11 protein-coding genes are annotated in these 12,896 nt (G+C 40.7%); 6 read left to right on the forward strand and 5 right to left on the reverse strand.

What is annotated here, in order from left to right:
• Position 1: 1 nt before the first annotated feature.
• Positions 2-2,395 carry a penicillin-binding protein 1C gene (pbpC, locus tag K7X70_RS08095; RefSeq protein ID WP_222536584.1) on the forward strand — a complete coding sequence of 798 codons (2,394 nt, stop codon included), beginning with the start codon at positions 2-4 and terminating at the stop codon, positions 2,393-2,395.
• Here the strand turns inward: pbpC and K7X70_RS08100 are convergent.
• From K7X70_RS08100 to K7X70_RS08110, 3 genes are all read right to left on the reverse strand, one after another.
• Complete coding sequence (locus K7X70_RS08100; RefSeq protein ID WP_222536585.1) at positions 2,392-3,081, reverse strand: lysoplasmalogenase; 690 nt, start codon at positions 3,079-3,081, stop codon at positions 2,392-2,394. The genes pbpC and K7X70_RS08100 overlap by 4 nt on opposite strands.
• Complete coding sequence (locus K7X70_RS08105; protein WP_222536586.1) at positions 3,056-4,282, reverse strand: sterol desaturase family protein; 1,227 nt, start codon at positions 4,280-4,282, stop codon at positions 3,056-3,058. Before K7X70_RS08105 ends, K7X70_RS08100 begins: the two co-directional genes overlap by 26 nt.
• A gap of 238 nt (positions 4,283-4,520) precedes the next feature.
• Positions 4,521-4,829, reverse strand: coding sequence for an RNA recognition motif domain-containing protein (locus K7X70_RS08110; RefSeq protein ID WP_062548794.1), 309 nt, complete (start codon positions 4,827-4,829; stop codon positions 4,521-4,523).
• 354 nt (positions 4,830-5,183) lie between these two features.
• On the opposite strand from K7X70_RS08110, the gene K7X70_RS08115 reads away from it, so the two are divergent.
• A complete protein-coding gene (locus K7X70_RS08115; protein WP_222536587.1) occupies positions 5,184-6,608 on the forward strand; it encodes a sensor histidine kinase in 1,425 nt (474 codons plus the stop codon).
• On the opposite strand, the gene K7X70_RS08120 is transcribed toward K7X70_RS08115, so the two are convergent.
• Entirely contained in the window at positions 6,600-7,451 is an 852-nt protein-coding gene (locus tag K7X70_RS08120) for a dienelactone hydrolase family protein (protein ID WP_222536588.1), read from the reverse strand. The two genes, K7X70_RS08115 and K7X70_RS08120, sit on opposite strands and share 9 nt — an antisense overlap.
• A gap of 229 nt (positions 7,452-7,680) precedes the next feature.
• On the opposite strand from K7X70_RS08120, the gene K7X70_RS08125 reads away from it, so the two are divergent.
• A complete protein-coding gene (locus K7X70_RS08125; protein ID WP_222536589.1) occupies positions 7,681-8,286 on the forward strand; it encodes a hypothetical protein in 606 nt (201 codons plus the stop codon).
• Between the two features lie 508 nt (positions 8,287-8,794).
• On the opposite strand, the gene K7X70_RS08130 is transcribed toward K7X70_RS08125, so the two are convergent.
• Complete coding sequence (locus K7X70_RS08130) at positions 8,795-9,133, reverse strand: hypothetical protein (protein ID WP_222536590.1); 339 nt, start codon at positions 9,131-9,133, stop codon at positions 8,795-8,797.
• A gap of 445 nt (positions 9,134-9,578) precedes the next feature.
• Between K7X70_RS08130 and spt the strand changes: the two genes are divergently transcribed.
• From spt to K7X70_RS08145, 3 genes are read left to right on the forward strand one after another with little or no spacing between them, the layout of a single operon-like run.
• On the forward strand, positions 9,579-10,784 hold the full coding sequence (gene spt / locus K7X70_RS08135; protein ID WP_222536591.1) for a serine palmitoyltransferase: 1,206 nt from the start codon (positions 9,579-9,581) through the stop codon (positions 10,782-10,784).
• Positions 10,781-11,902 (forward strand): hypothetical protein, encoded by a 1,122-nt coding sequence (locus tag K7X70_RS08140; protein ID WP_222536592.1) that lies wholly within the window; start codon positions 10,781-10,783, stop codon positions 11,900-11,902. Before spt ends, K7X70_RS08140 begins: the two co-directional genes overlap by 4 nt.
• Positions 11,899-12,888 (forward strand): NAD-dependent epimerase/dehydratase family protein, encoded by a 990-nt coding sequence (locus K7X70_RS08145; RefSeq protein ID WP_222536593.1) that lies wholly within the window; start codon positions 11,899-11,901, stop codon positions 12,886-12,888. The genes K7X70_RS08140 and K7X70_RS08145 overlap by 4 nt, the downstream gene beginning before the upstream one ends.
• The last annotated feature ends 8 nt before the right edge of the window (positions 12,889-12,896 follow it).

A 12,896-nucleotide genomic window follows, 5' to 3' on the forward strand; every position in this document is an offset into this window, starting at 1 on the left:
AATGTTTAAAAAATTAGTTTACGAACCAAAACTATTCATCAGCGACTTGCTTTGCCTGTTTCTGCTGCTCTGGTTTTGGTTCCTTTTGCCTTCAAAGTTATTTTTAAGCCCCACTTCTTATGTGGTTGAAGCCTCCAATGGCGAGTTGTTAAGTGCAGCTATTGCAAAGGACGGCCAGTGGCGATTTCCGGTTGCAGACACCATTCCCCTAAAATTTCAGCAGTGTATTGTCGCTTTTGAAGACCAACGGTTCTATCGGCATCCAGGTGTGGATATTTTGGCGATGGCCAGGGCCATGCAGCAGAATTTTAAGGCCAAAGCCGTGCTGAGCGGTGGCAGTACCTTAACGATGCAGGTGATCCGTTTGTCCAGAAGAGAAAGCCGAACGGTATGGCAGAAAATAGTGGAAGTCATCATGGCTGCCCGATTGGAGTTCAGCAACTCAAAAGAAGACATTTTAAAACTTTATGCCGCCAATGCCCCTTTTGGAAGCAATGTGGTTGGACTGGATGCAGCTTCCTGGCGTTACTTTGCCCGAAGTCCGGAAAGCTTATCCTGGGGAGAAATGGCTACCCTGGCCGTGCTGCCAAATAGTCCTTCTCTTGTTCATCCAGGCAAAAATTCCGTTAAACTCATCAAAAAGCGGAATGACCTGCTGGATAAACTGGCATCCTTAAAGATCATTGACCAGGAAACAGCCAATCTTTCTAAATTAGAGCCTATTCCTGGGAAACCATTGGCATTGCCTCAAAATGCGCCGCACCTGCTGCAACGCTTTAAAGTAGAAAGGGCGCAATTGGAAATCCCAGTTACCCGGATCACTTCTACGCTTGATTACAACCTGCAATTGAAAGTCAGCAACCTGCTGAAACGCTATCAAAACAGGTATCAGGCCAACGACATCAATAACATTGCAGCACTGGTGCTGAATGTGAAAACAGGTACAGTTCAAAGCTATGTAGGCAATATTTATCAGCCGGATCATAAAGAATTGCAAAGCCACGTAGACATGATTAAAGCGCCAAGAAGTCCCGGCAGTACACTGAAACCTTTACTTTATGCCAGTATGCTGAATGATGGGTTTATTTTACCCCGCACCTTAATTCCTGATATTCCTACGCAGATTAACGGCTACTCGCCTCAGAATTATGATTTGGGCTATGATGGTGCCATTCCAGCAGATCGGGCCCTGAGTCGGTCCTTAAACATCCCTGCAGTTAAAATGCTGCAAAACTATAAGTATCAGCGCTTTTATGATCAGCTGAAAAAGCTCGGTATAAAAACTTTGAATAAACCCGCTGATCATTATGGCCTGTCTATCATCCTTGGCGGAAGTGAGGTCACGATGTGGGATCTCGCTAAAACCTATATGGGCATGGCCAGGACTTTAAATCATTTTAACGATTACCAGGGGCGCTATAATCCGCAGGATTACGACGCGCCAGTTTATATTCAGCAAGCGGCAGCTAAACCTCGTTTTGCGCAGGAAGACGCTGAAATTAATGGAACACTGGATTATGCTTCCATATGGAATACTTTTAATGCCATGGAAGAGCTGATGAGACCTGGTGAGGAAGGACTTTGGGAGCAGTTTTCTTCTTCGCAAAGGGTGGCCTGGAAAACGGGTACCAGTGTAGGTTCCAGAGATGCCTGGGCCGTTGGCCTGACTCCAGGATATGTGGTTTGCGTATGGGTGGGTAATACAAATGGTGAAGGCAGACCTGGTTTAACTGGTGTAGACATTGCTGCGCCGGTTTTATTCGATATTTTCAGGGAACTTCCAAATGAAAAATGGTTTACTACGCCAAAGCATCAGCTGCGAAAAATGCGGGTATGTAAACAAAGTGGCTATAAGGCCGGAGAATATTGCAGGGAAATCATAGAAGAATTGGTGCCGCCGGCAGCAGAAAAGACCAGCATTTGCCCTTACCATAAGCTGATCCATCTAGACAGAACGGGGACTTATCGCGCTACGGATGAATGTGAATCGACGGCCATGATGCTGCATCAGCCCTGGTTTATCCTTCCCCCCGCCATGGAATATTACTACAAGGTGAAACACAGTGATTACAAACTGCTGCCTGCCTTTATGCCTGGCTGTGGGGATGCGGGAAGTAATTTTGTGATGGAAATGATCTATCCTAAGCCAAATGCGCAGATTTACATTCCTCTGGAGTTGGATGGTACCAGAGGTAAGGTGGTGTTCAACGTTTCTCACCGCAATACCAACGCAAAGATTTACTGGCATATTGATGAGGAATATGTGGGTACAACGAAGAATTTTCACCAGCTGGCATTGAATCCGGCGCCAGGGAAACACACCCTGACGCTTGTTGACGAAGACGGGGAAAGACTGGTGCAGTCCTTTACGATCCTCAGCAAAGAAAAAGATTAATCGTGCTGGCGCAGTTTTCTTTCCATACCTCCCATGGTAATCAGGTATTGAGCGATCATATAAGTGGCCATAATTAAAACCCCTGCAAAGTCAAAACCTTTCACAAACTTATTGTAAGCTAGAGTGGCATCAGAGATCAGGAAAAACAAGGCTCCGAAAAGGATCAGGTTAAAACTAATTACATTCACCCTTTGATTTCTAAAAGCGGCCATCATCATCATTAAACTAATCACAAAAGTATAAACCATGACTGGCAGCTTCATGTTGCCTAAATGTGGTCTTAAATAGAAATAAAAAGCAATACTAAAGATTGCGCATAAGACAATAGCCAGCCTCGCTCCTTTTTTATCCAGCTCCTGTGCAGAGCGAAAGTCGAGGTAAAATGCGCTGATATAAAAGATATGACCTAATAAGAAAGCGACTAAACCATAGATGAAATAGTTTGGACTTTGCCAGGCAAACATCAGTAACACATCTCCCGCCAAGGCGAAAAACAGACCAGTAAACAGGCGTTTATGGAAACGGCCCTGTAGATTGGTGCTCAGATACAGCATTACCATTAGGGAAATGACGATACACGGTTTAATAAAATACCTTAATGCGGTAATTTGTTGGAATTCTGCGATGAGCTGTAAAACAAAGATCAGCGCAAATAAGAGGTTAAACTTCAGGTATTTCTTCAGCATTATTGTTCTTTTTTTGAAGGTTAAAAAACCAGGCGGCCGAGCAGATATTCAGGCCAGAAATTATGACCTGATATCCCACAGGGAAATCTTGCAGCAAAACTATCAAAATCCCCATTAGCAGACGAGCATATTCGAATTTTACCTGCCATTTCTTTTCTTCGAGTAAGGCGGTGCAGCTGAGCAAGGTTAAGATGACGTAAATAACGCCGGTTCCCACTGCGATGGCGGGTAATTTATGATATAAAAATAGAATAGGTATGGCAGCGATCAGGCCCATTACAAATTGGAAAAGCACATAAGGCACCAGTCTTTTCTGATACAGCGGGTTATACTTCTGATAGCGTACAGGATCTATTTCCGGAGCGCTTTTAAAGCCTCCCAGATGCGCTGGAAACCAACCTGGGGGCTTGATGAATACATTGATCTTGTCGGCCCATCTGGGGCTGTTTCTGGCCGTATTCCAGAGCTCATCCCAGTAATGAACATTTGCCCATAAAGGGTTCCAGCTGGCAAGTGGTGTGGTAATCCCATAATAAACATCCTCTTCTTCTTTTTGAAAAGTCCCAAACAGCCGGTCCCAGATGATCAGGGTACCTGCATGGTTCTTGTCGATGTATTTAGGATTAGAGCCATGATGTACCCGGTGATGTGATGGCGTATTCAAAATGTATTCCAATGGCCCCATATTTTTGATGAGCCTCGTATGGATCCAGAATTGATACAGCGTATTAAAAGCACTCAGCGTCAGGAACATTAAAGGTTCAAAACCCAGGAAGGCCAAAGGCAAATAGAATACCCAGGAAAACCATCCCTGAAACCAGGATTGTCTCAGCGCAACCGTTAAATTATACTCTTCTGATTGATGATGTACAATGTGTGCAGCCCATAATGCATTTACCTGATGACTCATCCGGTGGAACCAATAATAAAAGAAATCCACCCCAATGAACAAAAGAATCCAAACCCAGATGGTTTGCGGTAAATCAAACATGCGCCAGTGCTCATAGCTATACATATACCCAAAAAACAGCACCGTTTTCATGAAGATCCCGGTGAGCTGCTGCCCTATCCCCTGGCTCAGATTAGAAATGGAATCGTTGAGGCGGTAATAGTCCAGCTTTTTATAAAACGACCAGGCGAGTTCGATTCCGATCAGAATGAAAAACACAGGGACAGACAATGCGATATAATCAACTTTCATATACCTAATTTAATAAAATACACGATAAAAGCCTTACTGTTAAGGCAATACTGAGAAAAATTATAAATTGAGCAGTGATTCAGCTTAAGAAAGGAAATAGATGGGTTTAGTGCTAGAAAAGACTGGTTACAGGAATATTGCACAAAAAAAACAGGGAATATAATTTGCATTATATTCCCTGTCCTGATATGGATACCTCTAAAAATAGAGTTTATAGACTATAAAAAGAAAAAAGCTATTAATAGCTTTTCTCTGTACGGTTATTGCGTTTAAAGCCACCACCGCCTCCAGCGCCACCAGTACCTGGTTTCTCTTGAGCTTCAGCAACTTTAATTCTATTACCGTTATAATCGCCACCGTTCATGCGTTTGATTGCTTCTTTTGCCTCTTCTTCTACTGGCATTTCCACAAAACCAAACCCACGACTCTGACCAGTTTCGCGATCTTTGATAATTCTAAGTGATTTTACTTGACCGAAATCACCAAAAACGGCTGTTAATTCATCTTCCCCTACTTCTAACGGAAGGCCTGTAATAAATATCTTCATTAATGTTTAAAAATTTGCACAAAGTTAAGCATTTTTAGCTTAAATTCCAATGCTAGTGTCAGTTATAAGTATAATTATCTAATTACTTTTCAAACAGACGGGCCTTATTTTTTGTTTTAAACGCTACTTTAATTTTATAAAAATAACTGAATTTATAGCATTCATGACACTGAAATGAAGATTCTGAAAATACAACCCACTCATAATGTGTGTAGAAGAAGATTTTTTTAAAACCTAAAAAAATGCATTTAATTTTTGAATGTTAAATACTTTAGTTAATCTTAAGCCGTAAATTGAAGCTGATTTCTTTTCAATGATATGAAATTTTGCAGGCCTTCGCTCCTCGGTTTTTGCTTGATAATAGGCGTTTTCCTCGCTTATCTCTCTTGTCATGCTCAGATTTCTGCTCAAAAAAGGAATATTTACACCGTACAGCATCCGACTCTATTCGAAGTCGCAGCATTTCATTCCAAACCAGAAAATCATTACTTTGTCAATGGTATTTTAACAGGAGTAGTATCCCTGCTGGTCGTTTATGGATTATTTCTGTTTATAACGGTTAGGGATCCACTCTACCTGTTTTATCTGAGTTACGTAGCCGCGGTTTATTTATGGGTCATGGCAGATGAGGAATCCACTAAACCTATATTTAACTGCCTGATGAACCTAACCGCTTTGCATTTTATGCAGCTATTTATCGGGCAAACCAGGGAGAAACAGCTTTTCAGGATGATTACGCTATTAAAATTGATTTTTCTAGCCTTGGCCGCAGTGTGTTTAATTCCATTGTCTCCGCCTGTAACTGTAAAATTCGGTCAGTTTTTATTGCTGCTGCTGTTTTTAAATGGAGCAAGTATCATTCTGATCATCTGGAGTGTATTTGAGCGGCTTAAAGCGGGTGATAAACAAGCCTGGTTTTACCTTGCTTCTATTGTTCCTGTTTTCTTTTTCGCCATGCTGGAGATATTTTCCCATGCCGGTACAGTACAAATGCCCATACCTTTTCTTTCCAGCTCCTGGATGCAGGTGGCACTGGTCATCCAGGTGGTTATTTTAACTTTCGGCCTTGCGTATCGTTTTAACATTTATCGGCTCGATCGGGAGCAATTGCTGTTGGAACTGAACAAAGAACAGCGGGAAATGACCGGCATGATCATGGAAAGTCAGGAAAATGAGCGGAGAAAAATTTCCGATCAATTGCATGATGAGGTCGGAACGATGCTTTCCATTGCGAATTGGCAAATTAATGAGGTGTTGAGTACCGCCTATCCCTTGTCTGAAAAAGCAAAAATAAAACTCGAAAAAGCGACGGAAGCTTTGGAAAATGTATCGGCAACGATTCGTAAACTCGGACATAACCTCAGCCCCTGGGCCATTCAGAAATATGGACTCAACAGAGCGATTACCACACTCGCCTATCAAATCAATATTTCTGAGAAAATTGCCCTGGAATATGTAGTCATTGGTTTTGAATCCAGCACCGATTACCCCCTTGCACTGCTCAACAACCTCTACCGGATCATTCAGGAATTACTGAACAACATCATAAAACATGCTGGAGCATCCAATGCTTACCTGGAGTTGATTGCAGAGCAAGGTCAGCTGAGCATTATTGTAGAAGACAATGGAAAAGGATTTGACAGCAGTTTAGCAATGCGCTCCTCTGGTATTGGCCTGGAGAATATCCGGGCCAAACTTTCGCTTTATCATGGGGAGATGGAAATCACAAGAAAACCTGAACATGGCACCCTTGTAGTCATCCGGATCCCTTTATCCTAAATCTTTCTTAAACAATCCTATTGTTCTCTCCCAGGCAAGCTTTGCTGCGGCCTCATTATACCTTGTTGGGGAAGTATCATTGTTAAAAGCATGATTCACGCCTTCATAAATGAACAATTGATAGGGAATATGGTTTTCTTTCAATGCCGCTTCAAATTCAGGAATCCCAGCATTGATTCTTTCATCTAAGCCTGCGTAATGCAGCATCAGGTCTGCTTTGATCATCGGAACATCTGCAGTCTTTGCCTGGGCACCATAATAAGCAACAGCGGCCTGAAGCGTAGGGTCGTTTACAGCTAATTTATTGGCCATCCCTCCACCCCAACAAAAGCCAACACAGCCAACTTTTCCATTTCCATCCGGGTGTTTTCTTAAATAATCTAGTCCATAGAGGTAATTTTGAAGGTTTTCTTCCGGGTTGAGCTGTCCGATCAGCTCTCTTGCTTTATCTTCATCCGCAGGAGTGCCCCCAAAAGGAGACAATGCATCTACGCCTAGTGCTAAAAAACCTTCAGCAGCGACTCTTTTAGTGACCGCTATGGTATGTGGATTGAGGCCGCGGTTTTCATGAATCACCAGTACCGCTCCTAAGTTCCTTTTTCCTTTTGGTTTCGCTAAAAACCCCTTCATATCGCCCTTAACACCCTTGTAAGTGATGTTTTCTGTGCTCAGGTCATCCTCGTTTACCATTGCGGCAGCAGCATAGTTATTTTCCAGCAAAGGAAGAACACTCAGCGCAAGGGCGGTGCTCCCGGTTAAAAGTGCTAGTTTTTTTAGAAAATCTTTCCTGTTAATGCTGCTATGTGTGTATTGATCGTAAAGGTTGATAATTCTTTGATCCATGGTGATTTATTTTATATGAGTAAAACTAAATCCAATATAGGTTTTTTCTTGGTTTAAAAACGTTATTTAAAGCGTAAAAATGGCATTATTGTGCTGGTCCTTAGAAAATTAATGAAAATACCCTATGCCTTTCGTAAAACTTGTCTGTATAAATATTTAAATTGGTTTAATGTTTGTATCTCCCTGTAGATCAATCTTAATTATTAATCTCGTATCAAAAAAAGAAACCATGAAAAAAGTACTTTCACTATTCACCATGCTAGGCTTCTGTGTAAGTTTAAGTATGGCTCAAACTGCAGCTCCTGCCACAACTGCTAAACAAAAAGCTAAAAAAGAAGTGAGTTCTGCTACTGCTGAATCAAAAGCGAAGGCGGCGGCGGCCAAGAAAGAGGCAGCAGCAGCTAAAAAAGCTGCTAAAGCGGATGCGGCAACAGCAGCAGCAGCTGGCACAAAGCTGAAAAAAGATGGTACGCCTGATAAGCGTTATTCTGCAGCGGCAAAAACAACTGCAGCAGAAACAAAAGCGGCGGCAGTGACTAAAAAAGAAGCAGCGGTAAAAACCGTAGCCACCAGCACTCCGGGGATGAAAAAAGATGGTACCCCAGATAAACGTTACAAAACGCCAGCGACTGCAGCAGCAGCTCCAGCAACGGCGACAACCACGACTACTAAAACAACAAAGGCTAAAGCGGCAACTGCGGTAAAAGATTACAAACCTACGGTAGACAGAAGTCTTAAAGGACCAAACGGAGAAGAGATTTTAACAGGTCCAAGAGGTGGTAAATATTATATCAATAAAAACGGTAATAAAACTTATATAAAAAGAGAAGGTTAATCTAAAGGACTTCCTGCTAAACCTTAATTCAGAAGCGATCGTGTAAAAATTCATCTTTTTACACGATCGCTTTTTTATTGGCAAAGCAGCAGGCCCCAGCTTCCATTTTAACCAGGAGTTAACCCCACTTTTTTTCATTTTTCTATTGAATTTCCGTTGCTCTATTTTTGCTGTTGTTTTGCTTAGGTAAAAGCACAGCAAAAGAAAATTAAAATAAGAGCAAAACAAGAGCAAAACAGATAGGCTTGAAAAGGCGGTCAGCATTCGCTGTAATCCCGGCTGAAATCAGGATTATTTTTAGACGAACTGGAAGCGTACAAATTATTTAATGGGATTTTTCGTTTTCATAGAACAGCTCATGGCGAAATTAATATTTCTAGCTGAGATTTTATATTTCCCCCATAAAAGGAAGGAATAGCTATTGCTGCATGCAAGCAATCAGACACAAAAAAACGGTATCATCATGTTGGTGATACCGCCTTTATTTTTTGCTTATGATCGGGTTAAATTAACCTACGCGGTAAACGTTGAATTTGTCATTTCTAACGGGTTGTCCTTTGATATGTAAGGATTCACCTTTATCATTTCTGGTTGCTTTGATTACAAATGGTTCTTCTGATTGCTGTGCTGCTTCATAAGCCAGTTTCAATCTATCGATATAAGTATCGGCATCTACTCTCCATTTTTTATCTTTATACATGAAGTAGGCAAAGACGTTCCTGGTTTTTCCTTTTAATTTCCCATCTAGTCTGATGTGGGCAATATTGGCTTGCTTTAAAGGCTCAACAGCCTGTTTATAAAAATCAGTGAAATTTTCGAACGTTGGTATAACATTAATAGTGCTCATGTAATCTTTTTTTCCAAAAATACATAAAATCTTTTGATCAGGTAGAAACCCGGTCATTTATACGGGATATTATTCGATCTAAACGCTTAAATTAGGTTTTTATGATGTTTAACCTCAACTAAGTTTTGTTTTTTGGTATCAATATTGTATCCTTGCTTGCAAATCATAATGCAGCAGACAGATTATTCGTGGCCCAAAATCACATAATTTATAAGAAAATTGTAATTTTTGTTTTAAAAAGTAATATATTCAAACTTGTAGGACCTCAAGTTTTGTTTTCTGTGTTTATGATCTTAGCTTTGGGAAGTTTTTCATTATTTGACAAATTTGTCAAATTGAACAGACAACTTTACGGGAGAAATTATTAAATACAGAGCTAATGATTTTTCGAACAAACCGACAAACATCAACAAAAAGCTCCGTGATCTAAACATACAGTACTAGCATGCGCAAAAAATTACACGATAGGATAGCCGCTTTTAAAGACGCTACAGCAATCAAGGACAGAGGCTTATACCCTTATTTCCGAGCCATTGAATCAGGACAAGATACAGAAGTGGTTATTGATGGAAAAAAGGTGTTGATGTTTGGCTCCAACTCCTATCTGGGACTAACTAATCACCCAAAAATTAAAGAAGCTTCAAAAGCTGCAATTGATAAATATGGAACTGGCTGTGCCGGTTCAAGATTCCTTAATGGTACATTAGATATTCACATTGAACTGGAAAGACGACTTGCTGCTTATGTGGGTAAGGAAGCTGCCGTACTTTTTAGTACTGGATTTCAGGTAAACCTTGGGGTGATCTCTTGTCTATTGGATAGAAATGACTACCTGATTTTGGATGAATATGACCACGCTTCTATCATTGATGGTAGCCGTCTTTCTTTTTCAAGATCTATTAAATACGCCCATAATGACATGGACGATCTTCGTAAGAAATTAAGCCGCTTACCAGAAGATGCCGCTAAACTTATTGTTGCTGACGGTATTTTCAGTATGGAAGGTGACTTAGTAAAATTACCGGAAATCGTTAAAATTGCCGAAGAATTTGGTGCAAATATCATGATGGATGATGCACACAGTTTAGGTGTAATTGGTGTAAATGGTTCAGGAACTGCTTCACATTTCGGCTTAACTGATCAGGTAGACCTGATTATGGGTACTTTCAGTAAATCTTTAGCTTCTCTTGGTGGTTTCATCGCCGGTACAGAAGAAACGATTGAGTATGTGAAACACAGAGCACGTTCATTGATGTTCAGCGCAAGTATGCCTCCTTCGGCAGTAGCTAGTGTTATCGCCGCTTTAGATATCATTGAAGCCGAACCAGAACGTATTGACCAATTGTGGGCAAATACGAACTATGCTAAAAAACTATTACTGGAAGCTGGATTTGACATCGGTCATACCGATAGTCCAATCATCCCGGTATACATCAGAGACAACGACAAAACTTTCATGATCACCAATATCCTAAGTAATAACGGAATTTTTGTGAACCCTGTAGTTTCTCCTGCTGTACCTTCAGATGCTTCATTGATCAGGTTCTCCTTGATGGCGACACATACTTTTGCTCAGATTGAAGAAGCGGTAGAGAAAATCGCCCTTGCAGCTAAAGAAGTACAATTAGCCCCATCTCAAGTAGCTATATGAAAAACATCGTTGCTGTAAACGACAAGAAACAACTGGCATCTTTTATTGATTTCCCGCACGACTTGTATAAAAACGACTCGAACTATGTTCCTGAACTTTTTATCGCACAACAGGATATGCTTACCCCAGGTAAGCATCCTTTTCATGAGCATTCTACTTTACAGCTTTTTTTGGCTTATGAAGGGAATACAATTGTTGGAAGGATTGCCGCCATTCAAAATAATAACCACAATAAAATCAATAAAACAACCGAAGGTCATTTTGGCTTTTTCGATTGCATAAATGATCAGGAAACTGCTCAGCTATTGGTAGATGCCGCTGCAAAATGGCTCAAAGAAAGAAATATGACCAGCATGATTGGTCCGGTTAATTTCTCTACAAACGACATCTGTGCTTTGTTAATTGAAGGTTTTGATGGCCCTCCAGTGGCCATGATGCCCTATAATGCGCCCTATTATCAGCAATTGCTGGAAAATACAGGCTTAGCAAAAAAGGTAGACCTAAGGGCTTATAAATTTATTGCCGGTGATTACAATGACCGTTCATTAAAGCTGACCGAAGCGATTCGTGAGCGCTTGAAACGCAATAACATCATCATTAGAAAAATCAATATGAATGATTTTTGGAATGAGGTGGTAAAAGTACGCGAGGTATATAATGGGGCCTGGGATCACAATACCGGTTTTGTTCCGGCCACAGATAAGGAATTTCATTATCTGGCAAAGGACTTGAAAATGATTGTAGACCCGGACTTTATCTATGTTGCAGAACAGGAAGGTAAAATGGTGGGCATTTCTTTATCTATTCCGGACATTAACCAGGCTTTGATTAAAATCAAAAGAGGCCGTTTACTGCCATTTGGTATTTTCAAATTGCTATGGTACAAACGCAAAATTAAAGGATTGCGGATCATGGCATTAGGCGTGTTAGACGGTTATCGTAAAATGGGCATCGAAGCCTGTCTTTACGGATTAACGATTAAAACCTTCCAAGAAAAGAAATTTGACTATGCAGAAGCTTCCTGGACTTTAGAACACAACACTATGGTAAATAGTGCGATTGAGCAAATCAATGGCAAGCTTTACAGAAAATATAGGATTTTCGAGAAATCAATATGATAAAAAAGGTATTAATTACCGGTGCAACAGGATTCGTGGGCTATCATTTGATAGAAAAAGCATTAGGAGCCGGACTGGAAGTGCATGCAGCAGTCCGTCCGGGTACTGATAAATCTCATTTGAAAGATTTTGACATCCAATACACTACTTTGGATTATACTTCCGTAGATCGTCTTAAAATCGCTTTAGAAGCGCATCAATACCACTACATCATTCATGCTGCGGGAATTACCAAAGCAAAGACCAGGGACGCTTACAATAAAGTAAATGCAGAATTTTCCAGAAACCTGGCAATTGCAGCAAGTACTGCTAATATTGACCTGCATAAGTTTGTATTTGTAAGCAGTTTAGCAGCAATAGGTCCTTTAACAGACTTATCAGCTGAAATTCAAGACAATTCTCCCGGTCATCCGGTAACTAATTATGGCGCCAGCAAGCTATTGGCAGAACAGTATTTATCGGAGATTTCAAATCTCCCTTTGCTGGTGATTCGTCCAACAGCAGTCTATGGACCAAGGGAAAAAGACCTGTTCATCTTGTTTAATACGATTAACAAGGGTTTAGAACCTCATATCGGAAGTTTTAAGCAGCAGCTGAGCTTCATTTATGTAAAAGACCTGGCCTCGGTGATTGTCAAGGCACTCTCTTCTACATTAATTGGAAAAAGCTACAATGTTTCTGATGGCCATATCTATGATCGCTATGCTTTGGCAGCTGTGATTAAAAAAGCCTTGAACAAGAAAACGTTAAAATTCCATTTGCCGGTAGCTATCGTAGGTTTTATGGCGGCTATGATGGATATTTTCTATGCGAATAGCAAGAATACCCCAACTTTAAACAAAGAGAAAATGGCCGAGCTTACTGCCATTAACTGGGCATGTAATATCGGCCATTTAAAAGCTGATTTGGGGTTTGAACCCATCCATAACCTTGAAAAAGGAATCATAGAAACCGTCAGCTGGTATAAAAATAATAACTGGTTATAGTTTTATAC

The organism is Pedobacter polysacchareus, assembly GCF_019802255.1.
GTDB classification, from domain to species: domain Bacteria; phylum Bacteroidota; class Bacteroidia; order Sphingobacteriales; family Sphingobacteriaceae; genus Pedobacter; species Pedobacter polysacchareus.